The 24782-nt window shown below is 71.2% G+C and carries 14 protein-coding genes; 11 read left to right on the forward strand and 3 right to left on the reverse strand.

The features are described from left to right. Positions 1–12: 12 nt before the first annotated feature. Genes VMR86_12940 through VMR86_12955 form a run of 4 tightly spaced genes read left to right on the forward strand, consistent with a single transcriptional unit; the run spans position 13 to position 4539 of the window. Positions 13–2028: an acyltransferase family protein gene (locus VMR86_12940; protein ID HTO07950.1), complete on the forward strand. Its 2016-nt coding sequence runs from the start codon at positions 13–15 to the stop codon at positions 2026–2028. Further along, positions 2025–2984 carry a crotonase/enoyl-CoA hydratase family protein gene (locus tag VMR86_12945; GenBank protein ID HTO07951.1) on the forward strand — a complete coding sequence of 320 codons (960 nt, stop codon included), beginning with the start codon at positions 2025–2027 and terminating at the stop codon, positions 2982–2984. Before VMR86_12940 ends, VMR86_12945 begins: the two co-directional genes overlap by 4 nt. Next, positions 2981–3751: a crotonase/enoyl-CoA hydratase family protein gene (locus VMR86_12950; GenBank protein ID HTO07952.1), complete on the forward strand. Its 771-nt coding sequence runs from the start codon at positions 2981–2983 to the stop codon at positions 3749–3751. The genes VMR86_12945 and VMR86_12950 overlap by 4 nt, the downstream gene beginning before the upstream one ends. After that, positions 3748–4539: a hypothetical protein gene (locus VMR86_12955; protein ID HTO07953.1), complete on the forward strand. Its 792-nt coding sequence runs from the start codon at positions 3748–3750 to the stop codon at positions 4537–4539. Before VMR86_12950 ends, VMR86_12955 begins: the two co-directional genes overlap by 4 nt. A 7-nt stretch (positions 4540–4546) precedes the next feature. Here VMR86_12955 and VMR86_12960 read toward each other — a convergent pair whose 3' ends face one another. Further along, positions 4547–5521 (reverse strand): LuxR C-terminal-related transcriptional regulator, encoded by a 975-nt coding sequence (locus tag VMR86_12960; protein ID HTO07954.1) that lies wholly within the window; start codon positions 5519–5521, stop codon positions 4547–4549. 162 nt (positions 5522–5683) lie between these two features. Between VMR86_12960 and VMR86_12965 the strand changes: the two genes are divergently transcribed. Then, entirely contained in the window at positions 5684–9679 is a 3996-nt protein-coding gene (locus tag VMR86_12965; protein ID HTO07955.1) for an FG-GAP-like repeat-containing protein, read from the forward strand. 10 nt (positions 9680–9689) lie between these two features. Here the strand turns inward: VMR86_12965 and VMR86_12970 are convergent, their stop codons facing one another. Next, positions 9690–10922, reverse strand: a complete 1233-nt coding sequence (locus VMR86_12970; protein ID HTO07956.1) for a helix-turn-helix transcriptional regulator — start codon at positions 10920–10922, stop codon at positions 9690–9692. 219 nt (positions 10923–11141) lie between these two features. On the opposite strand from VMR86_12970, the gene VMR86_12975 reads away from it, so the two are divergent. Further along, positions 11142–14894 (forward strand): FG-GAP-like repeat-containing protein, encoded by a 3753-nt coding sequence (locus tag VMR86_12975; protein HTO07957.1) that lies wholly within the window; start codon positions 11142–11144, stop codon positions 14892–14894. Between the two features lie 65 nt (positions 14895–14959). Here VMR86_12975 and VMR86_12980 read toward each other — a convergent pair whose 3' ends face one another. Beyond that, on the reverse strand, positions 14960–15382 hold the full coding sequence (locus tag VMR86_12980) for a helix-turn-helix transcriptional regulator (GenBank protein HTO07958.1): 423 nt from the start codon (positions 15380–15382) through the stop codon (positions 14960–14962). A 129-nt stretch (positions 15383–15511) separates the two neighbouring features. On the opposite strand from VMR86_12980, the gene VMR86_12985 reads away from it, so the two are divergent. The 5 genes from VMR86_12985 to VMR86_13005 all read left to right on the forward strand — a co-directional run bounded on the left by VMR86_12985 (position 15512) and on the right by VMR86_13005 (position 24711). After that, complete coding sequence (locus tag VMR86_12985; GenBank protein ID HTO07959.1) at positions 15512–18349, forward strand: AAA family ATPase; 2838 nt, start codon at positions 15512–15514, stop codon at positions 18347–18349. A 46-nt stretch (positions 18350–18395) separates the two neighbouring features. After that, positions 18396–18845, forward strand: coding sequence for a hypothetical protein (locus VMR86_12990; protein HTO07960.1), 450 nt, complete (start codon positions 18396–18398; stop codon positions 18843–18845). Between the two features lie 2 nt (positions 18846–18847). Beyond that, positions 18848–19939: a hypothetical protein gene (locus VMR86_12995; protein HTO07961.1), complete on the forward strand. Its 1092-nt coding sequence runs from the start codon at positions 18848–18850 to the stop codon at positions 19937–19939. Further along, positions 19936–21072, forward strand: a complete 1137-nt coding sequence (locus VMR86_13000; GenBank protein HTO07962.1) for a ferritin-like domain-containing protein — start codon at positions 19936–19938, stop codon at positions 21070–21072. Before VMR86_12995 ends, VMR86_13000 begins: the two co-directional genes overlap by 4 nt. A 111-nt stretch (positions 21073–21183) precedes the next feature. Further along, positions 21184–24711, forward strand: coding sequence for an FG-GAP-like repeat-containing protein (locus tag VMR86_13005; protein ID HTO07963.1), 3528 nt, complete (start codon positions 21184–21186; stop codon positions 24709–24711). Positions 24712–24782: the final 71 nt, after the last annotated feature.

The raw sequence follows: 24782 nt of genomic DNA on the forward strand, positions 1-24782 counted from the left end.
GATTCCCCCGCGATGTCGGGGAGCTCGAACGCGGCGGCCGCGGGCCACTCACTGGGCTACCGCCGCGACATCGACGGCCTGCGCGCGGTGGCGGTGCTCTCCGTCGCGTTCTACCACGCGCGGCTGCCCGGCTTCGGCGGCGGCTTCGTGGGCGTCGACGTGTTCTTCGTGATCTCGGGCTATCTGATCACGCAGATCCTTTTGGCCGAGATCGAGCGCGGCGCGTTCTCGGTGCTGGCGTTCTACGAGCGGCGCGTGCGGCGCATCTTCCCGGCGCTGTTCGCGGTGCTGCTCGCCGTGCTCGCGGCCGGCTGCGTGCTGCTCCTGCCCGACGACCTGGTGGCGTTGGCGAAGAGCACGCTCGCGACCGTGCTGTTCGCCGCGAACTTCCACTTCCTGGCCGAGGCGGGTTACTTCGCCGCGCCGTCGTGGTCCAAGCCGCTGCTCCACACCTGGTCACTCGCGGTCGAGGAGCAGTTCTACATCGTGTTTCCGGGGCTGCTCTTGTTCGCGCGCCGGCGGCTCGGTGGGCGCTACATCGCGGCCACGCTGATCACGGTGCTGGTCTCGTTCGCGGTGTGCGTGGTGGGCACGAACAACTTCCGCGACGCCGACTTCTTCCTGGCGCCCACGCGCGCCTGGGAGCTCGGGCTGGGCAGCCTGCTCGCGCTGGGCGCGCTCGCTCCGCTGCGCGCTCGGGCGGCGCGCGAGGCGCTGGCGGCCGCGGGACTCCTGGCGATCGCGTACGCGGTGGCGAGCTACAGCGACGACACGAAGTTCCCGGGAGTCAGTGCGCTGGCGCCGTGTCTGGGGGCGACGGCGATCCTGTGGGCGGGCGGCGCCGGCGAGAGCATGGTGGGGCGACTGCTCTCGACCGGGCCGGCGGTGTTCGTGGGGCTGATCTCGTACTCGCTGTATCTCTGGCACTGGCCGCTCCTGGTCTACGCCTCGTACGTGCCGGCGCGCGCGCTCACGCCGCCGGAGGCGTGCGTGGTGCTCGCCGTCTCGGTCGCGGTCGCCGCGGCCTCGTGGCGCTTCGTGGAGCGGCCGTTCCGCGGCGCGCGCAGCCGGATCGGGCGTCAGTCACTCTTCCGCGGCGCGCTCGGCGTGTCGCTGGCGACCGCCGCGGCCGCCCTCGCGCTCGCCGCGACTCACGGTCTGCCCGGGCGCGTGGACGAGACGGTGCGCGCGCTGGTCGCCACCAAGGACGAGCGCGACGGGCTGCTCGCGTGGTGCAACTTCCACCGCAGCACGCACGGCCCCGAGCTGTGGGCGCGCGAGCTCGGCGACCCGGCTGCGCCCGACGCCAGCTTCGTGGTCTGGGGCGACTCGCACGCCTGCATGTTCGCCGAGGCGATCGACTCACTCGCGCGCAAGGCCGGGCGCCGCGGTCACCTCGCCGCCGGCGGCGGCTGTCCGCCGTTCGTGCTGGACCGCAAGGTCGTGCGCGCCAACACCTGCGCCACGGCCAACGACCGCGTGCTCGAGGCGCTGCGCGCGGACCCGGGGCTCGCCGACGTGATCATGGCCGGGCGCTGGGCGCTGTACTTCGAGGGCCGCGGTTTCGGCCAGGAGCGCGTGCGCGCGCCGCTCGAGATGATCGGCGCGAACGCCACTCAGGACCGCGCCGAGCTCCTGGGAGGCATGCTCGAGCACACCGCGGCCTTTCTGGCCAAGAGCGGCCACCGCGTCTGGGTGATCGGGCCCGTGCCCGAGGTCGGGCTCGAGGTGCCGCTCGTGCTGGCGCGCGCGCGCATGCTGGGCCGGAGCGTGGACCCGGCGCCCGCGCTCACCGAGTTCGAAGCGCGCCAGCACGAGGTGCTGGCGATCCTGGCGCGGCTGCGCGAGTCACCCGGCGTACACGTCGTGCTGCCGCATGAGAGACTATGCGGCGAGCGGCTGTGCGACGTCGTGCGCGACGGCGCGGCGCTGTACTGGGACGACGACCACCTGTCGCGGGCGGGCGTGGGTCTCGTGGAGCCGCTCTTCGAGCCCATCTTCGCCCCGCGCGACGGGAGTCCGCCATGATCGGAAAGACACTGCGCACCGACCTCGACGACGGCGTCTTCGCCATCACGCTCACGCGCGCCGCCGAATACAACACCATCACGCCCGAGCTGCGCGACGAGCTGGCGGCGGCGATCGACGCGGGCGACGCCGCGCCCGAGGCGCACGTGATCCTGCTGCGTGCCGAAGGGCCGGCGTTCTGCGCCGGCTACGGCCTCGACTGGTCGACCGCGGCCCAGGCATCGGAGTCGGACGGAGAAGGAAGGGCGCCAGACCGGCGCTCCGGGCAGTCGGACGGAAAGGCGCCAGACCGGCGCTCCGGACAGTCGGACGGAAAGGCGCCAGACAGGCGCCGTCCACGTGTCTGGGATTCCGTGGCGGATCTGCGCATGATGGGCCGCTTCGTGGCGACTTACATGAAGCTCTGGTACGCCGCGAAACCCACGATCGCCGCCGTGCAGGGCTGGTGCGTGGGCGGCGGCACCGACCTGGTGTTGTGCGCGGACCTGATCGTGGCGGGCGAGGGCGCGAAGTTCGGCTATCCGCCCTCGCGTGTCTGGGGCACGCCCACGACCGCGATGTGGGTGTATCGCATGGGGCTCGAGCGCGCGAAGCGCTACATGCTGACCGGCGACGAGATCCCGGCGCGCAAGGCCGCGGAGATCGGTCTGATCCTCGAGGCCGTGCCCGACGCCGAGCTCGCGAGTCACTCTCTGGCGCTCGCCCGGCGCATGGCGCAGGTGCCGACCACGCAGCTGGTCATGCTGAAGCTCTTGTGCAACCAGACCGCCGAGAACATGGGCCTGGCGTCGAGCCGCACGCTGGGCACGCTGTTCGACGGCATCGCCCGGCACACCCAGGAGGGGCTCGACTTCGTGACTCGCGCGCGCGAGGTCGGCTTCCGCCAGGCCGTGCGCGACCGCGACGATCCGTTCGGCGACTACGGCTCGCGCAAGCAAGAGGAGAAGAAGACATGAGCACCGTCGTCTACGAGACCGAAGGCCCGACCGCGATCGTGTCGATCGACCGGCCCGCCGTGCGCAACTGCGTCGACGGCCCCACCGCGGCGGAGCTGGCGGCCGCGTTCCGGCGCTTCGAGGCCGACGAGTCACTCGCCGTCGCGATCCTGACCGGACGCGGCGGCTTTTTCTGCGCCGGCGCGGACCTGAAGGGAGTCAGCGAGGGCCGCGGCAACGCCGTGCGGCTCGACGGCGACGGCCCGATGGGCCCCTCGCGCATGCTGCTCTCGAAGCCGGTGATCGCGGCCGTCGAGGGCTTCGCGGTCGCGGGCGGGCTCGAGCTCGCGCTGTGGTGCGACCTGCGCGTGGCGGCCGAGGACGCGGTGTTCGGCGTCTACTGCCGGCGCTGGGGCGTGCCGCTGATCGACGGCGGCACGATCCGACTCACCCGGCTGATCGGCCAGTCACACGCGCTCGACCTGATCCTGACCGGCCGCGGCGTCTCCGGCGACGAGGCGCGCGCGATGGGTCTCGCCAACCGCGTGGTGCCGAAAGGCCGCGCGCTCGACGAGGCCAAGGCGCTCGCGCGCCAGCTCGCAGACTTCCCACAGCGCTGCATGCGCAGCGACCGGATGTCGGCCTACCGCCAGTGGGAGCTGCCGCTCGACCAGGCGCTGCGGCTGGAGACCGAGCTCGGCGTCGAGGTGATCCGCTCCGGCGAGACGCTCGCGGGCGCCACCCGCTTCGCAAAGGGTGCGGGCAGGCACGGCTCGTTCGAAGGGTGAGTCGGATCTGGCTGATCGCGGCCTGGGTCGGGCTCGCCGGGCTCGTTCGCGCCGAGCCTCCGCCCGGCGGCGCCGAGTCACTGATTCGCTGGGAGTGGCGGGTCCGCTGGCTCCAGGACGTGCCCGAGCTGAACCTCCTGGTCTGGAATCAGACCGACCATGCGGTGTTCTTCGAGTTCCACACGGAGAAAAAAGAGACTGGCTGCGGACGGGTGGCGGTCGGCGGGAGGATCGCCGCGCGGAGCTGGAGTCACCGCGCGGTGACGCTGCTCGAAGCGCGCGGGAAGTTGCCGTGCGAGCTGGCTCTGAGCGTGCTCTCCGATGTGGGAGCGCCGTTGAAGCCGCCCACGGTGCAGACCGGGCACTCCACCCTGGTCATCGGACCCCGTGTGCAGGAGTTGCCGCCGGCGCGGGTCGCTGCTGCAGACGTCACGCTGCGCGCGGTGGTCGAAGCCGGCTGCGCTCCCGGCGCAGCGAGCGTGCGCGTCCTGGTCGAGAGTCACTCCGCCCGGCCGACGCGCGTGCGGAGCGGAGCTTGGGGCGCGCGCTGCGCGGACGGGACGAAGATCGTCTGGGAGCGCATCGAGCGCGACGATCTCGAACTGCCCGCGGGCGGCTGGGCGGTGTTCGTGGACTCCGTGCGTGCCCCGAAGAGCTCCCAGCTGGGCGCCTGCACGGCCTGGCTCGACGTGCTGGGTGGAGATGACGCCGCGCCCGTCGCGCTGGGGCACGTCGAGTTCTCGCTCGCTCCCCAGAGCTCGGAGGTCTGCGCGGACGGTCTCGAGTGACCGCGCCTCAGCCGAGCTCGTCGACCTGGCGCAGCAGCTCGACCTTGCTCGAGATGCCCAGCTTCTCGTAGGCGGCGCGGATCTGACTGCGAACCGTCGCCGGCGAGGTGCCCAGGGACTCGGCGATCTCCTTGTGACTCAGCCCCGACGCGAACGCGCGAGCGACCTCGAGCTCGCGCTGCGACAGGCCGTCGGCCCGGGCCCGCGGCCGCACGCACACCACGAAAGTGCCGTCCTCCAGCGCGCGCACGAGCGAGGTCACGAGCTGCTCGCCGTTGTGCTCGCCGGAGCCGGCCAGCGCAGTCAGCAGGGCTTTCGGCAGCGAGGGGCCCTGCCAGTGCTGGTACTCGCGTCGCAAGAGCGCCGCCAGCCCGGGCTCGGCATTGTAGATGTGACCGAAGCGATCGATGCGCGCCCTCGCGCGCGGCAGTGACCTGCCCGGCCCCGGAGGCGCTGCGAGAAAGTGGATCGCGTTCATGTGCCACGCGGCGACCAGGTGCGGCATGAGCACCTCTTTCAGCTGGCGCTCGGCCTCGCTGAAGGGCCGGCTCCGATGCGCCCGGTAGAGTGACAGGAGGCTGAACAGGCCCAGGGCCGGCTCGAGCAGGGCCGTGGCCAGCGTGTGCTCCATTCGCCAGCGGCGCGCGTGCGCCACGATGTCGGGGTGCGCCACGCTCGCGGCCTGCTCGAGGTCCACGTTCGCGGTGTGGCCCGGCCCCGAGATCAGCTTCTGGTTCACCACGTCGTGCTGCTTCACGCGCTCGTACTCCTCGAGCATCGCAGCGGGGATCTCGTGCAAGTGGCTCCACTGTCCTTGCGGCCCCGCGGGCGTGGGGGCGAAGCTCGCCCAGAGCGCGGAGTCGAAGGGCAACGCGGCTTTCATGAGACAGAGCGCGCCGTCGCAGAACTCCGGAGGCGGCACGACCTGGGTCAGTCGATAGAGCTCCAGCACCAGATGGTCGTGGGGGATCGGCGCGAGCATCTGCCCCATCCTACCCCGCGCATGGTCCATTTGGCCGATGCGCGCCGATCGGTGGCCGGCTCATGATCGGGCATGACCTCGAGAGTCACCCAGCGGTCGTTGGCAGTTGTCGCGCTGTCACTCGCCGGCTGCGCGGCAGTCAGTTCTCATGAGCCGGCTCTCATGGAGAGCGGCGCGCTCCAGGCCCGAGTCTCGAACGAGGGTGTGGTCCTCACGACTTGCGCCGCGAGCCCGGCCGAGTCCTCGCTCGCGCTGCGGCTCGAGGCGCTGCGGCGGGGCGGGCACGCCATGTCTCCCGGCCCAGGGGAGCTGCACGCAGCGGGTGACCGTGCCGAGATCCGCTACGGAGCGAGCGGAGTCACCGAGTGGTATCTGAACCGGACGCAGGGCATCGAGCAGGGCTTCACGCTAGAGCGCGCGATCGCGGGCCCTGACGCGCCGCTCGAGCTCGCGCTCTCCGTGGCGACGGCCCTCCGGAGCGCCTGCCCCGACCGGGTGCAGCTCGGGAATCTCGCGGCCTGGGATGCGCGCGGCCGGGATCTCCCGACCCGGCTCGTGCGGTCGGATCAGAGTCTCACGCTCGTCGTCGACGATCGCCGCGCCGTCTACCCCATCACCGTCGACCCGCTCGCCACCACCGCGAGCGAGACCACCGCGGCCTCGGCCGCTGACGTGTACACGGTGAGCAGCGCGGGCGACCTGAACGGCGACGGCTACAGCGACCTGGTCGTGGGTCACCGCTGGAACGTGCAGGTGTTTCTCGGCTCGGCGACCGGCACTCACACGTCGCCCGACTGGCAGATCGACGCGCCCCCCGGCATCGCCTTCGGCGACGTGGTCTCCGCTGCCGGCGATCTCGACGGAGACGGCTTCGATGACCTCGTGGTCGGCGCACCCAGCGGGACCAGCGGAGTTGCGGGCGCGGTCTACGTGTATCTCGGAGGGTCGAACATCGCCTCGCGTCCGACCGGCTCACCGGCAACGGCGGACTGGCAGGCGACCTCGGCGAACGGCCAGTTCTTCGGCTCGAGCCTCGCGACCGGCGGCGATCTGAACAACGACGGCTGCGCCGATCTCGTGGTCGGCGACAGCCTCGACGACGCGAACAAGATGGGAGTCTACGTGTGGCTCGGGCAGCACAACTTCGCAGCGAGCCCGGACGGCACCCCGGCGAACGCCAGCTTCTTCGACCCCGTGATGGGCCAGAACGTGCCGATCGCGATCTCGAGCGCCGGCGACGTCAACGGGGATGGCTTCGACGATCTCGCGATCGGCGTGATTGGCGCGGGAGCGAGCCAGCAGGGGGGCGTCAGCCTGTTTCTCGGCAGCGCGACGTTCGCAGGTCGCTCGCAAGTTCCCGACCAGCTTCTCTCTGGCAGCGATCCGAACGAGTCGATGGGAGGCTCCGTCTCGACCGCAGGCGACGTGAACGGCGACGGCTACGCGGACATCATCACGGCCGGCCTGAGCGGCACCGTGCGCATCTTCGCCGGCGCGGGCTCGGGTGCGCTGCCCATGATCTGGACCGTGAGCAGCGGTGCGGTCGGCCTCGGCCATACCCTCGTGAGCGCGGGCGACGTGAACGGCGACGGACTCGGCGACGTGCTCGTGGCCACGGCCTCGACCGCGAGCCTCTACTTCGGAAGACGCGCGGCCAGCCCGGCCACGACGGCGGACGAGTCACGCGCCGTCGGAGGCGCGAGCTTGGGCCCGTTCCCGGCCTTCTACGCTCACTTCGTCTCCGGCCTCGGCGACGTGAACGGCGACGGCTTCGCCGACCTCGCCTGGCCCGCTTCCAACACGACGGTCTCCGTGTACCACGGCGGCGGCTACGTGTTCCCTGTCACCGGCTTCGCGAGGCTCTCGTCCAAGCCCCCGCAGGCGAACGCCGGCTTCGCCCTGGGCCTGTCGGCCGCCGGTGACATCAACGGCGACGGCTTCTCCGACTTCGTGGTCGGCCAGCCCAACTACGACGACGGGCAGACCGACGAGGGCCGCTTCGAGCCGGTGTACGGCGGCGCGTGCGGCCCGAGCTGCGGGCCGAGCATACCGAGCTCGCCCGCCGACTTGTGGGAGAGCAACCAGGCCGGCGCGAGCCAGGGCTGGAGCGTCGCCGGCGGCGGAGACCTGAACGGCGACGGCTACTCCGACGTGGTCGTCGGCGCCCCGCTGTGGGACGGCGCAGCCGGAGCCGACTCCGGCCGGGTCCAGGTGTATCTCGGCAGCGCGAGCGGCCTCGCGGCGACCCCGAGCTTCACCTTCGAGGGGCCGGAGCCCAGCGACCAGCTCGGCTGGATGGTCGCCAATGCCGGCGACGTGAACGGCGACGGGCTCGCGGACTTCCTGGTCGCTGCGCCCTACGAGCCGGTGGACGGCGTGTTCGAGGCGGGGAAGGTCTACCTGTTCCTCGGTGCTGCGACACCGACCGGTGTCAACCCGACGCCGGTGTGGACCCAGGCCGGCGTGGTCGACCAGCAGCACCTCGGGATCCGGCTGGCCAGCGCGGGCGACGTGAACCGCGACGGCTACGCCGACGTCCTGGTCGGCGGGCTTCTCATCGGTCCCAGCGGCGAGGTCGGTGCCTACGTGTATCAGGGGCGAAAGACCGGTCTGGGCGCGAGCCCTGCCGCGACCTTGCTCGGGGTCGCAGCCGGCGACGATTACGGCATCAGCCTGAGCTCGGCCGGCGACGTGAACGGCGACGGTTACTCCGACGTCGCGCTGGGCGAGGCCGAGGCGCCGGGGCCGCTCGGCAGCTACCAGGGCCGGGTGAGTGTGTTCCTGGGCGGCTTCGGGGGCGTGAGCACGACCGCTGCGACCGTCCTTACGGGAACGATCAACAACTCGCGCTTCGGCAGCGCAGTCAGTGGCGGCGGCGACGCGGATGGCGATGGCTACGGCGACCTGCTCGTCGGCGAGCAGTGGCTGACCTCGGGCGTGTTCGCCGCGGGCGGCGCGCACCTCTTCCTGGGCGGTCCGGGCGGTATCTCGCCCTCGAGCGGCGTCGAGCTTCCCTCCGTGTCCGGCGACGACTCGAACTGCGGCCGCGACGTGGCGCTGAACCTCGACGTGAACGGCGACGGCTTTGCCGACGCGCTCATGGGCTGCTACGCGCGCGACCAGCGCATCGGCCTGATTACCTTCTCCAACGTGGGCGCGGTGCTCGGATCGTTCGGGGGCTCGCTCGGCGGCGGCGCACCGCTCTTGCCGCGTGACCAGACACTCACCGGGATTCCGCTGCCGATCTGGCACACCGTTCGCGCCGGCGAGGCGCCGAGCTTCCAGGTCGCCGGCCTGCTGCGCAGCGCCGCAGGCCGCGCGTACCTGCGCGGCGAGATCGAGGTGAAGCCGACCGCCCAGCCCTTCGACGGCACGGGCACGAGCGTCGCGCCCGGCTTCGTGAAGAGCGCCCTCGGCGGCACACCGACCACACTCACGGGCAGCTGCGCCGTGTCGCAGGGCTGCCATGTCCGGATCCGTCTCCACGCACGCGGTCAGCCGCTCTTCCCGGACAGTCCGTGGTTCTCGCCGCCAGGCGCCACGCCCACCGAGACCTGCGTGCGCGCCTTCGTCGACTCCGATCACGACGGTGTGCCCGAGCTCGCCGATCTGTGCCCGGCCCTGGCCGATCCGGCGCAGGCCAACCAGGACGGCGACCTGTTCGGCGACCTGTGCGACAACTGCCCGACGATCGCGAACGACTCACAGGCCGACGCCGACGGCGACGGTGTCGGCGACGTCTGTGACTCGTGCGTGAACGCCGTCAACCCGCGCGTCTCGCCCGACGTGCCCACCTTCCTGGCCGCGAACCCGTGGGCCACGCTCACGGGCGGGCAGCGCGACGACGATCACGACGGCTTCGGCAACGTGTGCGACGCCGACTTCCCCGGCACCAGCCAGGGCGGAAACGTGAACGCCGCAGACACGGCGCAGTTCAAGGCCTCGATCAACCAGAACCGGACCACGGACACGTGCGGCACCAATCACACGACCCCGTGCGCGATCTTCGACTTGAACCTGGGCCAGAACACCGACAACGTGAACAACATCAACGCTGCCGATACAGCGCGCTACAAGCTGCTGGTCGGCTCACCCGCGGGTCCGAAGTGCCCGACCTGCCCGCTGGCGTGCACGCCGGGCGCGAACGGAGGCTGTTAGCGGGGCGTCGTCAGGCCGAGAGCCGCGCGGCCAGCTCCGTGCGCGAGTGGATGCCGAGCTTGCGGTAGATCCCGTGCAGCTGGTTCTCCACGGTGCGCGCACTGGCGCCGCGCTCGACCGCGATCTGCGCGTCGCTGTAGCCGTGACTCACGAGCCCTGCGACCTCGCGCTCGGCGCGTGACAGCGCGCCGAGCGCCTGGGGGGAGGGGAGCGCACAGGAAGCGACGCGGAGCTCGTGGCCGCCGAGCCGCCACTCGCGCGCCTCGAGGCCGCCGTCGAACGCGGCGAACAGCGCCGAGAGCTCGGCGCGCGAGCGCAGGCCGAGCTTGCGCAGCGCGGACTGCAGGCGGCGTGACACCGCGCTGGCCGAGATACCCAGCGCGTAGGCGATCTGTTTCTCGCTGTGACCCGTGGCCAGGAACTCCGCCACCTGCGCCTCGCAGCGCGAGAGACCGCGCGGGTTGGGCACGTCCGGGTCGTTGCGCCGCGCGACGAGGTAGCGCCGGCCGTCGGCTTCGAAGCGGTCGAGGAGCGACCAGCGGCCGCCCACCAGGGTCTCCCAGCTCGCCAGCGCGCCGTCCGTGTCACTGCGGCCGGCGCGCGTGCGCGCCCGGTCGATGCGCTGCGCCGCCTGGCGCAGCGCGTCGCGCGCACAAGGCGAGCGGGCCGCCCCCCGCGCGTGACACACCCGCCCCGACGCATCGAGCACCGCCTCTTCGGACTCGGCCGGAGAGAGCGCGTGAAGCAGGCGCAGGCCCGCGCCCAGGTGGCCGGCCACCTGCGCCCAGCGCTCGCGCGTGGTCGGGTCCGACGCGGCGCGCTCGCGCAGCCCGCTGCCGATCGCCATCGCACGGCCGTCGCCCGAGTGGGCGATGCCGCCGCGGCCGTCTGCGAAGCGCCCGCGCGTGAGCCGCCGGAAGGCGCCCTCGATGCAGTCCGCCCGGTCGGGAATCTGCTCCGACAGGGCCGCGAAGTCGGCGCCACGCCGGAACACCAGCTCGCCCGCGAGGCGCGCGCCCTCGGAGCCCAGGATCCCGCGCACCGTGCCCTCGACCGGGATCTGCGGCCGAGTCACGAGCTGCTCGATCTCGAAGCTCGAGCCGGCGCGCCGGAAGTGACAGGCGACCAGCGGGGCGCCGGTGTCCAGGACGGGCGCGCACGCCTCGAGCACCTGTCCCGTCCAGCCGGTCACATCGAGATCCAGCCGGTACGCCGCTTCGACCACCGAGATCCAGTCCGTCATCGCGCTCTCCCTCTGGTCGATCTCGGCCCGACTGTATGCCGCGCCGCCAGGCGCGACTGCGGAGTGCTTCACAGTGAAGCGCTTCACACCTCGGCACCAAGGTGAGAGGCCGCTCACGAGTGACTCAGACACATGCAAGAACTACTCATGCGAGAACTACTCATGGAGCCAGCGAGTCAGGCGACGTAGCCTGCAGTCATCTTCAAATGGGAGACCATCATGCAGAACTCGTCGATCGGTCGGCTCCAGTCACTCGCCAGCAGCGCGGTACTGTGTCTCGCGCTCGGCTCGCGCGCCGTCGCCAGCCTGGCGACGACGCCCACTCAGATCGATCTGCCTTCCGGCGGCACGCCGTCCGTCACCACGGCCGGTGACGTGAACGGAGACGGCTTCTCCGACTTGCTCGTCGGCTCGCCCGGCGACGGTCACGGCGGCACTGTCCGCCTGTACCTCGGTACTGCGAACGGCATCTCGACCACGCCCGTGTGGACCGCCACCAGCGACCAACCGGCCAACGAGACCTTCGGCACATCGGTGAGCTTCGGCGACGTCGACGGCGACGGCCTGGGCGACGTGATGGTGGGTGACCCCGGCTTCCACTACACCGGCGTGGACGACGGGCTGGCCCACGTGGGCCGCGTGTTCATCTGGACGGGCAACGTGCCGTTCACGACGCGACCGGCCGGAACGACGTCGAACGCCAACTGGACGGCGGAGGGAGACACCACCGCAACCGCCCAGTTCGGCGCGGCGGTGACTTCCGGCGACCTGAACCAGGACGGCCTCGACGACGTGATCGTCGGTGCACCGCATGTGTTGACCAGCGGCAGTGATACGGGCGAGGTGTTCGTGTGGAGCGGCGACACGAACCCGGGCAACCTGCACGTGTCTCTGGCTCCCGACACCACCAATTGGACCGCGCGGGGGATCGGCGGCATCGGCGTCGCGAACGGAGGAGCCTTCGGCAGCTCGGTCTCGGCGACGGCCGACGTGAACGGCGATGGCTACCCGGACCTGGTGATCGGCGCGCCCGAGTACTCCAACGGCCAGAACCAGGAAGGCGCGCTCGCCCTGTATCTCGGTGCCGTCGATTTCTCCCAGATGCCGGGCGGCACCACGGGGACGGTCCCGACCAACGGCAACTACATCAACGCCAACCGCTTCATCGAGAGCAATCTCGCCGGTCACGGGTTCGGCTCCCGCGTGCAGATCGCGGGCGACGTGAACGGCGATGGCTTCGCTGACGTCCTGGTCACCGAGCCCGGCGCCAGCAAAGCCGACCTGCTGGCGGGCGGCAGCGGAGTCGCGCCCGGGCTGGGGCAGATCTGGACCGGAACCTTCTCGCCCGGCTTCGGCTCTGCGAACGCAGCGGGTGACTTGAACGGTGACGGGCTCGCCGACTTCGTGATCGCGCGCTTCGGCGCAACGAGCGGCTCCACCCCGGGTGGGGTCGATGTCCACTTCGGCCGCAAGGGCACCGCGCCTCTGCCTTCGGGTCCCGACCTGACACTCAACGCAGGGACCAGCTTCATGACCTTCGGCGTCGACGCCGCGACGGCAGGCGACGTGAACGGCGACGGCTTCGCCGACTTGGTCGGCTTCGCGACCCGGGCCACGCAGGACCTGACCTCGCTGCTCGTGTTCTCCGGCGGCGGCAACCCGACCACGACCACGCCGTTCCCCGTGGTCTTCGGCGACGACGAGTCCGGCGGCCAGGCGAGCACGGCCTTCGGGCTCGGCGTCGGTCCCGCAGGTGACATCAACGGCGACGGCTTCAGTGACTTCATCGTCGGCGAGCCCTCGTTCAGCGACGGCGAGACCGGCGAAGGCCGCTTCATGGTCTTCCTCGGCAGCGCCTGCGCGCCGAACTGTACGCTGCCACTCACTCCGATCATCCCGAGCACGGCGGAGCTCAACCAGGCCGGCGCTCAGCAGGGCTACAGCGTGGCGGGCATCGGAGACGTGAACGGCGACGGCTTCGGCGACGTCGCGGTCGGCGCGCCGCTCTGGGACGACACCATCCTGCGGCGGACCCTGACCGACGCCGGCCAGGTCCAGGTCTATCTCGGCAGCAGCACCGGGGCCCTGACTCTGGCGCGCACCCTGACCGACGACGGCCTCCTCTCGGCCGGCGGCGAGAACTTCGGCTGGGTGGTCGCCCCGGCGGGCGACGTGAACGGCGATGGTCTGGCGGACCTGCTGGTCAGCGCGCCCTTCGGGTCGGGCACCGGCGGGGCGGGCGCGGGGGTCGTCTACCTGTATCTCGGGACGAACAGCGGCAGCGTGAGAGGCCCGGTCTCGATCCTCTCGGGCACGGTCGCCAACCAGCACTTCGGCATCCACGCCGCGAGCGCCGGCGACGTGAACGGCGACGGTCACTCCGACGTGATCATCGGCGCGCCCAACGGCGGACCCAACGGCGAGCCGGTGGCCTATGTGTATCTCGGCCAGAAGAACGGCCTCGCCTCGACCCCGTGGGAGACGCTGGTCGGCACCGGCACCGGCGACGACAACGACATCAACGTGGCGTCGGCGGGCGACGTGAACGGTGACTCCTACTCCGACGTGATCATGGGCGAGCCCGAGTTCTCGGGTCCGCTCGGCGTGAACCAGGGCCGCGCGCGCGTCTTCTACGGCGGCACGAGCCCGAACACGACCCCGCAGGCCACGCTGCTCGGCCCCGACCCCAACAGCCGCTTCGGCAGCGGAGTGGGCGGCGGCGGCGACGTGGACGGTGACGGCATCAGCGACATCGTTGTCGGCGAGCAGTGGTTCGCCTCGTTCCAGGGCCGCGTCCACGTGTTCCTGGGCCACAAGACGACGGGCGTCGTGACTCCGGAAGCCGCAACTCTGGACAGTCCGGTCGCGGGCCGCGGTGACTTCGGCCGCGACGTCTATGACAACCTCGACCTGAACGGCGATGGCTTCGCAGACGTGCTGGCCAGTGCGTTCACGTCGTCACACAACAGCGTCCCGACCGCGGGCGCGGTGGCCCTTTATCTCGGCGGCGGCGGCCCTGGAGAACCGCGCATTCCACGCATGGCCACGCCCAACCTGTCACAGCCGCTGGCTCTCCTGGCGACGAGCCAGGTCTTTTCCGCGCGCAGCCTCGCGCGCAGCCCCGCCGGCCGCCTGACCGTCCGCGCCGAGACCGAGACCAAGTTCAGCGTCGGCGCGTTCAACGGCCAGGGCACGACCCTCACTCCTTCGATCGACACCGGCACGGCCGGCACCACCACGAGCTTCGCCGCGAGCTGTGAGCAGTTCGCTCCCACCTGCCGCTGGCGCACCCGGCTCGTATCGCGCAGCCCGCTCTTCGCGCGCACGCCGTGGATCTCGGTCCCCGGCAACGCTCCGACGGAGTGGGACACGCACCCGTTCTCGGACATCGACGGCGACGGCGTCGCCGATCTCGCGGACCTGTGTCCCGCGGTCGTCGACCCGACGAATGCGAACAACGACGGCGACCAGTTCGGCAACGTCTGCGACAACTGCCCGTTCACCGCGAACGACGACCAGGCCGACTCCGACGGCGACGGTGTGGGCGACGCCTGCGACAACTGCGTGAACGTCCCCAACCCGCGCGTCCCGGGCGGGACCTCGATGTTCCTCACCAACAACCCGTGGGCCACGGTCACCGGCGACCAGCGCGACGACGACCACGACGGCTACGGGAACGTGTGCGACGCGGACTTCCCCGGCACCAGCCAGGGCGGGAACGTCAACGCGGCAGACACCAACCAGTACAAGGCCTCGGTCAACTCCGATCGCACGACGATCGTGTGCGGCACCAGTCACAATGAGCGGTGCGCGATCTTCGACCTGAACCTGGGCCAGAACACCGACGGCGTGAACAACATCAACGCCGCCGACACGCAGCGCTTCAAGCTGCTGGTGAACCACCCGGCCGGGCCGAAGTGCCCGACCTGCCCGCTCGCTTGCCAGGCGGGTGCGACGGGAAGCTGTCAGTAAGTGCAGCCCGAAACGGGCGGGGTGACTGGCGCGAGCCAGTCACCCCGTTTCGTTGGAGCCGGGGATCAGGCCGACAGGCGCGAGGCGAGCTCGGTGCGGGAGTGCACGCCGAGCTTGCGGTAGACGTGCTGGAGCTGGTTCGCGACCGTGCGGCGGCTGGTGCGGCGGGCGGCGGCGATCTCGGCGTCGGTGCGGCCGCGGGTCGCGAGCTCGGCCACCTGGCGCTCGGTCGGGGAGAGCAAGTCATCGGGTGTATGCCGGGCTGGCGCGGGCGCGTCCTCGGGGGCCGTCAGTCCGGCGAAGGCGCTCGCCAGCTCGACCCGGGAGCCGAGCCCGAGCTTGCGCGCGGCGGCGTGGCTGGCGCGTGAGACCGCGCTGGGAGAGAGCGCGGTCGCGAAGGCGATCTCCTTGCCGCTCCGGCCGCGAGACAGGAGGATCGCCACTTCGAGCTCACGGTCCGAGAGGCCCCGGGCCTGCTCCAGTTCCACGAACTTCGCCTCCTTGCACCGCTCTGGCACAATGGCCTGGCCAGTCACCCTGGTGAGCCAGTGTCACGTCTGGCCGCAGGGCGCCGCGTGATCTCCGCGTGATCTCCGGGTGACGGCGGTGGGTCGTGAATGCGGTACGCGTGGGCCGACTGCGAGCTGGATGGAGAGGCCCGGGAGCTGCGCCGGGGCGGCCGGCCCGTGGCCGTGCAGGCGCTCGTCCTGGACCTGCTGCTGCTCCTGGTGGAGCAGCGGGGCCGGGTCGTCTCCGAGGCGGCGGTCCGGCGAAGACTCTGGCCGGACGTTCAGGTGACCGATGCCTCGCTCCGGCGGGTGCTGAAAGAGGCGCGCCGGGCGATCGGCGACGACGGCGCCCGGCAGGCGCAGATCCAGACACTGCGGGGCCGGGGGCTGCGCTTTGCGGCACCCACCGAAGCGGACCTGGCGGGCGCGCGTGCGTTCGTGGGTCGCGCCGCACTCTTCTCGGCGCTCGACCGGACGCTGGAAGCGGTGCTCTCGGGCCGCGGATCGGTCACGCTGCTCCACGGTCCCGCGGGCATCGGCAAGACGCGTCTGCTCGCCGAGCTCGAGGCGCGCGCGGAGGCGCGCGATTTCCGCGTGCTCTCGGGTGCGGGCCGCGCGGGCGCGGAGGGCGAGGCGTTCCAGCCCTGGCTCGAGGCATGTGCGGACCTGGGCCTCGAGAAGCTGCTGCGGCCGGACGGCTCGAGTGACTCCTTCGTGTCGGAAGACGGCGTGCGCTTCCAGCGCTTCCGAGAGGTGACTCGCGCGTTGATCCGCGCAAGCGAGCAGCGGCCGCTCTTGGTCGCGCTCGACGATCTCCACGCCGCCGACGCCGACACGGCGATCCTGCTGCGCTTCGTGGCCACGGCGCTGCGCCGGGCGCGGGTGTGGATCGTGGGGACGGTGCGCGCGGCCGGCGGACTGACCGGCGAAGGCAAGCTGCGCGAGCTGGCCGAGCTCGCGGCCGACAGCGCGACCCAGACACTGGCGGTCCCGGGGCTCGAGCGGGACGAGATCCGGACCTTGCTGGCGCGCGAGCTGCCAGACGTGAGCGACGACGCGCGTGAGCTGCTGTGCGCGCGCAGCGAGGGGAACCCGTTGTTCGCGCTCGAGCTGGCGCGTTTCGTGCGCGACCACGCGCACGCCGGGGATCCCGCAGAGCTGGAGCGCACCGTGTCGCTGGGCCTGCGGGAGTTCGTGGCGCGGCGCTGCGCGGCGCTGGGCGAGAAGACCCGGTCAGTCCTCTCGGCGGCCAGCGCCGTGGGCTTCGAGTTCGATCCCGCGGTCGTGGCCGAGGCCGAGGGCATCGCGGTGCGGACGGTGACGCACTCACTCGAGGAGGCGACCGCGGCAGGGCTGCTCGAGCCCGCGGCGCGCAAGTGGCGCCGCTTCAGTCACCCGCTGTTCGCCGAGGGGCTGTACGCGGAGCTGGGCTCCGACGCGCGCGCCCTGGCCGAGCAGCACCTGCGCATCGCAGAGGCGCTCGAACGGCGCGGAGTCAGCGATCCGTTCCTGCTGGCGCGGCACTTCGTGGCCGCGCGCGCGCTCGCCGGGCCGGCGCGCGCGCTGCGCTGGGCGCGCGCGGCAGCGGACGAGGCCCGGCGGCGCTACGCGCTCGCCGATGCGCGCCACTGGAACCGTCAGGCCATCGACCTGGCCGAGCACGCCGGCGCGCCCGCGCGCGAGATCGGGGAGCTGTTGCTCTCGGAGAGCGAGCTCCTGATCGCGACCCGGGGCCTGCCCGAGGCGCGCGTCTACTCGGAGCGCGCGGCGCGCCTCGCTCGGCTGGAGGGTGACTCGCACTTGCTGGCGCGCTCCGCGCTCGCCTACGCGGGCCGCCCGTTCCCGCTCGAGGCGCAGGAGCCGCTGCTGAACTGGCTGCGCGCGGCGCGGCAGGCTCCAGCGAACGACGAGTCACTCGACGCGCGGGTCGCCAGCCGGCTCGGGGCCGAGCTGGCCGTGGCGGGTCCCGAGCACGCGGACGAGTCCCAGGCCCTGGTGCGCGAGGCCGAGCAGCGCGCGCGCCGGCTCGGCGATCCACTCACTCTGTCGCGGGTCCTGTACGACGTGAACTTCGCGACCTTCGCCCCGCGCGAGCCACGCGCGTGGCTCGCTCGCGTCGAGGAGACCCGCCGCTTCGCGTCGCGCTGCCAGGACCTCGAGCTCGAGCTCCGGTGTCTGCCCGCGGTGTTCGGCGCGCACCTGCAGCTGGGCGAGCGCGCCGGCGCCGAAGCCACGCTCGAGGCGTGCCGGAGCTTCGTGCAGGACCACCCCTCGAGCTACGGCGACGCGGTCCTCTCTTCGCTCGAGGCGCTGATCGCGATGCTCGACGGGCGCTGGCCGGACGCGCTGGCCCGGATCGAGCGCATCGACGCGTACGCGCGCAGCTCCGGCAGCCTGGGTTTCCTGGCGATCACTGCGGGTCAGCGCTTCTGGATCGCGTTCGAGCAGGACCGATCCGCCCTCCTGCTGCCGGCGCTCGAGGCCCTGGCCGTGCGCTTCCCGCGCGTGTGGCTCGTGACGGCGCTGCGCGCGCTCGGGCATGCGCAGGCGGGCCAGATCGAGCCCGCGCTCGCCGGCCTCGGAAGGGTCGTCGAGGCCATCCCCGCGATGCCCTACGACTGGAGCCGGCTGCCTGCGCTGTGTGTGTGCGCCGAAGTCACCTTCCGTGCGAGCGCGCCGATCGCCGCCGCAGCGCTCGAGCTCGAGCTCGCGCCTTACGCCGCGCTCGGCGCGGTGTCGGGAAACGCCTCTCAGTACTACGGCTCCGTTTCCCAGGCGCTGGGCTGGCTGGCTGCGGCGCGCGGCCGCACCGGTGCGGCGCTCGAGCACTTCCAACGTGCGCACGACATGCACACTGCGTTGCGCAGCCCGCCCTGGTGCGCGCGCACGCAGCGCGCGATCGACGAGCTCAAGCCCGGGCGCCGAGCCACGCGCAGAATCTCCTGAGCCGCTGCGTTATGCTCCGCAGTGCGGGGGGATCCGGAGACTTCGCATGGCAGTGCGCTTTCCGTCACTCGAGTTCTTCCAGGCGCTAAAGCAGCGCACGCTCGACGACAAGGCCCGGTTCGAGAAGCTCGGCTACTGCGACACGACGTTCGGCGTGCGCATCGGCAACGAGCTGTTCGCGGTCGCCTTCGAGGTCTACGAGTGCACGGGCGTGAGCCGCGCGAGTGACTCGCGCGACCTCGACTTCGTGCTCGAGGCGCCGCCCGAGCTGTGGCGCGAGATGGTGGCGTCGATCATCGCGAACGGCGGGGCCGACCCGGCGCACACGCTGAATACGCTCTCGCACGTGGGCGACCGCATGAAGCTCGAGTCGAACGACGCCGAGGGCAACGACAAGTTCTACCGCTTCCAGGCCAGCCTGCAGGAGTTCTTCGACCAGGCGCGGAACTTGGAGGTGACCTTCCCGACCGCGGGTCGGGTGCCCGCGGGAGCATAGGTATGGCCTACATCGCGCCCAAGGACTACGCGGCCGACCCGGAGATCGTGGCCAAGATCCTGCGCACCATTTCGGGCCAGCTCGAGCTCGACTGGATGAAGCGCGTGGGCGAGCCCGCCGCCTTCCGGCCCAGCCAGCCCAGCCGCGGACTCACTCTGGACGACATCAACCAGGGCGGCTACGGGCCGGACAAGCTGCCCGAAGTGATTCGCCACAACTTCTCGATGGCGCCGCGCGGCTCGCTCATGCCGCCGGGCCTGCCGTCGCTGGGCTACCGCGTGAACCGCAAGAGCGACGTGTGGGCGGACGTCGCGGCCAGCCTGTTCGAAGAGTCGAAGTCGCGGCGCTGGGCGCCGGCGCGCGACGTGCCGTGGAGCGCGCTCGACACACCGGCGCACGACCAGCGCCACGAGCTGGCGCTGTGCCAGATCGCCACCGGCCTGATCTCGATCGGGCTCGTGTCGTGCGACGTCGCGGCCTCCTGGGAATGGCGCATGAACCAGGAGTTCCACGAGATCAAGTATCTCCTGTGCGCGCAGATGTTCGACGCGGGGCGGATCGCCGAAGCGTTCCGCAAGCGCGCGCTGTACGGCGGCGGGTCGCTGGGCGTCGACAGCCGGCCGCTGGGCGAGCTGCTCAAGTCGATCTTCCTGTCCGACACCTATCCCGAGGCGTCGGTGAGCATGAACCTGCTCTTGTTCTCCTGGGTGCAGGCCATCGGCAGACACTGGGCGGCGCACGCCAGCAACGCCGCCGACGCCTACCTGGGCGGGCAGCTCGCCCAGGACGCCACGCGCTTCGTGAGCTACGGCGTCGACCACGTGCGCAGTCACCTGCACGCGCGGCCGCTCCAGGCCGAGGCGCTCGCCGACCACCTCGACCTGTGCGAGAACGCGCTGGTGGGGGCGCTGGGCGCGCCCGAGCTGATCGAGCCGCTGGTGATCGTGTCGGGCGGCTTCGAGCCCGCGGCCGCGTTCTACCGCCGCACGGCGTCCGAGTATTTCCGCCGCTGCGACGCCGCGGGTCTGGGCGACCGGCGCGAAGTCAGCGCGCTCACTCCGTTCCTCCGCATGCTCCAGGGAGACTCACCATGAGTTACTACGGCTCCGCGGACTATCGCTACAACGACGACCTCGCGCTGCGTATGCGCGACATCAAGAAGGGCAACCTCGACCTGGGCTGGCTGAAGGCCGGCACCGAGTCGCGCAAGTTCGCCACTGAGAACAAGAAGCGCGGTCTCACCTACATGGACTTGAACCACGGCAGCTACGGCTACGACGACCTGCCCGAGCTGCCGCGCGGCCCGCGCGGCGCAGCACCCCGCGGCGCGGCCTTCGTGCCCGAGAACCAGGCCGACCTCGAGCCGGAGCTGAACCGCAAGACCGACGTGTGGGCCTACAAAGTCGCCTCGTTCACCGAAGAGGCGATGTCGCGCCAGTGGGACGCCACCACTGACGTGCCCTGGAAGGACCTCGACCAGTACCCGCGCAGCGAGGAGATCGAGATCGCCTTCGCGCAGCTGTGCACGTTCTTCACGGAAGTCGAGCTGATCGCGACCGACCTGCCCGCGAAGTGGCTGTGGCGCATGAACAACCAGTTCAGCGAGGTGAAGCACTTCATCGCCACGCAGGCCATGGACGAGGCGCGCCACGCCGAGGTGTTCCGCAAGCGCGCGCTGGCCGGCGGCATCGGGCTGATGGAGGCGCTGCCCCAGACCGAGCACTCACTGAAGGCGATCCTCGACGGAGACACTTACAGCGAGGCCTCGGCCTTCATGCACCTGCTGGCCGAGGGCAACGTGCTCACGATGTTCCGCTTCAGTGAGTTCATCTCGCCCACGCCGGTCGACAAGCGCATCTTCCAGCTGGTGATGCAGGACGAGGCCCGGCACGTGAGCTACGGCATGCAGCACCTGAAATGGATCATGGACCACGCGCCCGAGCAGAAGGAGCAGCTGCACCGCGCGCTCGACGAGGGCGAGAACGTCACGATCAATCAGTTCGACGCCGCACTCACCGAGTGCATGATCGTCCTGGCCGGCAAGGGCACCAAGCCCGAGCAGATCCAGGAGGGCATCAAAGTGGTCGGCAACATGCAGGCCAAGCAGATCACCGAGTATTTCCACCGGCTCGAGCGCGCGGGCTTCGCCGAGCGCATCCCGCGCTCGAAGTTCACGCCCATGATGGCCGACCTCGGGATCGGGCAGGGGGTCAAGGCGGCGCTCTAGGGCCGAGTGAGACGCATCTCATCGTCGCGCCGGCGGCACAACTACTCATGGCGTCCGTCGGGAGTGCGCTCCTAGGATGTCTCTCCGAATCCATTCGGAGGAACCCCGGTCGTGAGTGCACCATGGCTTCGGGCTGCAGCTTGTCTCTGGTCGCTCGGCTTCCTGTTCGCCGCCGAGGCGCGCGCCGGGCTGGCGACCTCGCCCAGCGCGAGCTTTCCCGGAACGCCCCCGGCCGAGGTGGGACAGGTCTCCACCGCGGGTGATCTGAACGGCGACGGCTACAGCGACCTCGTGGTCGCGTCCGGAGGCCAAACCTCCGTCTTCTTCGGCTCGGCCACCGGGGTGCACACGACTCCCGATTGGCAGGCCGCCCTGGGCACGCGCGCCACCTCGGTCGGCGACCTGAACGGCGACCACATCGACGATCTGGTGGTGGTGCAGACGACGATCCACGCGGGTCACGTCGCCACTGGCGTGGTCTATGTCTGGTTCGGAAGGGCGAACTTCGCCGCCGCTTCGACGACCACCGCGGATTGCACGCTCTTCGGCTCGCTGACGAGCTTCGGATTCACCATCTCGGGCGGCGATCTGAACGGCGACGGCATCGCTGATCTGGTGGTGGGAAGCCCGCTCCAAGAGCTCACGGGCACGGGCGCGGTCTACGTGTATCTGGGAAGTGCGACCTTCGCCTCGCTCTCGGGAGGCGGTGAGTCGAGCGCTTCGTGGAGCGCCGTGGGTCCGGCCCTGTTCGGCCAGGGGCTCGCGGCCACGGTCGACGTGAATGGCGATGGATTCGACGACCTCGCGGTCGGAGACCCCGGCTACTCCGGGACTCTCACCCAATCGGGAGCCGTGCTGGTGTACCTGGGCCAGAGCGCGTTCCAGACGCGGCCGTCGGGCACCACCTCGAACGCCGACCGCCTCCAGCCCGGGGACCAAGCCAGCATGTTCCTGGGCCGAGCGCTCGACGGCGCCGGAGACACCAACGGCGATGGCTACGCGGATCTCGTCGCGCAGGGCGCCGGGAAGTACCGGGTGCTGGCGGGCTCGGCGACCGGCACCGGGCTCTCCCAGATCTGGGCGGTCAATCTCACGGTGTCGCCGCACGACCAGCTCGACCCCGACCCGGTCGCGACCGCAGGAGACGTCAACGGGGACGGTCTCGCAGACATCGTGATCGGCAACTACGCCACCAACCAGATGCTGGTCTACTTCGGCCGGAGCGGGCCGGGGCCCAGCACCACGGCGAGCGAGACACGGACGGTGACGCCGGGCGCCGCCGTCTACTGGGCGGCCACCGGAGGCGATCTGAACGGAGACGGCTACTCGGACGTGGTTGCCATGGCCGCGGGCACCGCCAGCAATACGACCGTGCAGGTCTACAACGGAGGCGGCTACCCGACGTCGGCCGCGCTCGGCTACGCGACCTTCGGCGAGCCGAACACCGGCTACAGCGACGGGCTCGGCGCCGCCGGCGACGTGAACGGCGACGGCTTCAGTGACTACGTGGTCGGCGAGTACAACTACAACAGTCAGGAGGGCCGCTTCCGCGTGGTGTACGGCGCGGCCTGCGCCACCACCTGCAGCGCGCCCACGTCGACCGTCCTGGCAGGCTGGCTCGGCGGGCAGGCCGGCGCGGAGCAGGGCTGGAGTGTCTCCGGTGCGCACGACCTGAACGGCGACGGCTACGACGACGTGGTCGTGGGCGCGCCCACGTTCGACCACACCACGGGCACGACGGTGGCCGACGTGGGGCGCGTGCAGGTCTTTCTCGGCTCGGCGACCGGGCTCTCGGGCACGCCGAGCTTCACCTTCGAGGGTCCCGACGGCGCCGGCTCGCAGCTCGGCTGGTCCGTCGCCGGAGCGGGCGACGTGAACGGCGACGGCTACGCCGACTTCCTGGTGAGCGCGCCCTACGCGAACAACGGCCCCACGAGTCAGGCGGGCAAGGTCTACCTGTTCTTCGGCGCGCCGACACCGATCGGTGTCAACCCGACGCCCGCGTGGGTCTACGGCGGGACGGTCGCTGGCGAGCACGCGGGGATCAAGCTCGCCTCTGCGGGCGACCTCAACGGCGACGGCTTCTCGGACGTGATCGTCGCAGCGCTCAACGTGGGCCCCGCCGGCGAGCTGGCGGGCCTGGTGTTCTTCGGACAGTCCGGGGGGTTCGGGCAGCCTGGCGGATTGCCGGGAACCGCTTCCGTGACCCTCATGGGGCTGGCGCCGGGGAGTGACTTCGGAGTCAGCGTGGCGTCGGCGGGCGACGTGAACGGCGACGGATTCTCCGACGTGGCGCTGGGCGAGCCGGAGTGGGCCGGGCCGCTCGGCGGCTACCAGGGGGTGGTGCGCATCTTCACGGGCTTCGACGAGGGCATCCACGTGACGCCGGCCACCACGATCGAGGGCCCGGCGGGCTACGACCGATTCGGCTCGGCGGTCGGGGGCGGCGGCGACGTCAACGGCGACGGCTACGGCGACCTGGTCGTGGGCGCGCAGTGGAACACCACGGGAACCTTCGCCGACGGCGCCGCGCACGTGTATCTCGGCGGGCCGGGCGGACTGTCGACCACGGCGGTGCTCGATCTGGTGGACACTCCGGGCGACAACTCCGACTACGGCCGCGACGTCTTCCTCGACCTCGACATCAACGGCGACGGATTCTCGGACGTGATCGTCGGCGGTGGTGGTGCCGACAGCCCCACCAACGCAGACACCGGCGGGGTCTTCGTGCACTTCGGTGGCGGGGGACCGGCGCCCCACCGGCGTGAGCTCCAACGCCGAGCCAGCGGCAGCCAGTCGATCGCGCTCCTGGGCGCGACCCAGCCAGAGCTCGAGGGAAGCGCATTCTTCGCCGGAGGCACCTTCCGGAACCCCGCAGGCCGAGCGCTCGCGCACGCCGAGTTCGAGGTGAAGCGCCTCAACGTGGCCTTCGACGGCACCGGCCTGGTCTCCACCGCGAACTATCTCTCCGGGCTCTCGGGCCTGAACGTCGGCGCCCAAGTGATCTGTCCCGTCGCGGCTCCCTGCCGCTGGCGAGCGCGCCTGCGCACGCCGAACAACCCGTTCTTCCCGGGCAGCCCCTGGTTCTCGCTCCCGGGCAACTCGCCGACAGAGGCCGACATGCGGGACGGCGGAGACATGGACGCCGACGGAGTCACCGATGGCTCGGACAACTGCCCTCTGGTGGGCAACTCCAATCAGGCCGACGGCGACGGCGATGGTGTGGGTGACGCCTGCGACAACTGCCTGGCGGTTGCGAATCCGAGAGTGCCCGGCACGTTCCTGACTCAGAATCCTTGGGCCACGCTCACCGGCGGCCAGCGCGACGACGACATGGACGGGTTCGGAAACGTGTGCGACGCGGACTTCCCGGGCACGAGTCAGGGCGGGAACGTGAACGCGGCCGACACGGCCCAGTACAAGCAGTCGGCGGGCCACGATCGCCGCACGTTGACGTGTGGCTCGTCGCACCTGGGAGCCTGCGCGGTGTTCGACCTCGACCTCGGCCAGAACACGAACGGCGTGAACAACATCAACGCCGCCGACACCGCCCGCTTCAAGCTCCTGAACGGCTCTCCGGCGGGGCCGAAGTGCGGGCTGTGCCCGCTGCCGTGCAGCGGGGCGAGCTGCCCGCACTAGCGCAAGGGGAGGGTCACAACGGATTCGCCGGGTCCAGCCGATGAGAAGGCATGGCGCGCTCGCGAGCAGGG

This window comes from Myxococcota bacterium, from assembly GCA_035498015.1.
Lineage (GTDB): Bacteria > Myxococcota_A > UBA9160 > SZUA-336 > SZUA-336 > VGRW01.

What these genes read in the sequence shown, in the direction of transcription:
- VMR86_12940 (HTO07950.1), top strand. Translation starts at nt 13, where the DNA reads ATGTCGGGGAGCTCGAACGCGGCGGCCGCGGGCCACTCACTGGGCTAC.
- VMR86_12945 (HTO07951.1), top strand. Translation starts at nt 2,025, where the DNA reads ATGATCGGAAAGACACTGCGCACCGACCTCGACGACGGCGTCTTCGCC.
- VMR86_12950 (HTO07952.1), top strand. Translation starts at nt 2,981, where the DNA reads ATGAGCACCGTCGTCTACGAGACCGAAGGCCCGACCGCGATCGTGTCG.
- VMR86_12960 (HTO07954.1), bottom strand. Translation starts at nt 5,521, where the DNA reads ATGCTCGCGCCGATCCCCCACGACCATCTGGTGCTGGAGCTCTATCGA.
- VMR86_12965 (HTO07955.1), top strand. Translation starts at nt 5,684, where the DNA reads ATGGAGAGCGGCGCGCTCCAGGCCCGAGTCTCGAACGAGGGTGTGGTC.
- VMR86_12970 (HTO07956.1), bottom strand. Translation starts at nt 10,922, where the DNA reads ATGACGGACTGGATCTCGGTGGTCGAAGCGGCGTACCGGCTGGATCTC.
- VMR86_12975 (HTO07957.1), top strand. Translation starts at nt 11,142, where the DNA reads ATGCAGAACTCGTCGATCGGTCGGCTCCAGTCACTCGCCAGCAGCGCG.
- VMR86_12985 (HTO07959.1), top strand. Translation starts at nt 15,512, where the DNA reads ATGCGGTACGCGTGGGCCGACTGCGAGCTGGATGGAGAGGCCCGGGAG.
- VMR86_12990 (HTO07960.1), top strand. Translation starts at nt 18,396, where the DNA reads ATGGCAGTGCGCTTTCCGTCACTCGAGTTCTTCCAGGCGCTAAAGCAG.
- VMR86_12995 (HTO07961.1), top strand. Translation starts at nt 18,848, where the DNA reads ATGGCCTACATCGCGCCCAAGGACTACGCGGCCGACCCGGAGATCGTG.
- VMR86_13000 (HTO07962.1), top strand. Translation starts at nt 19,936, where the DNA reads ATGAGTTACTACGGCTCCGCGGACTATCGCTACAACGACGACCTCGCG.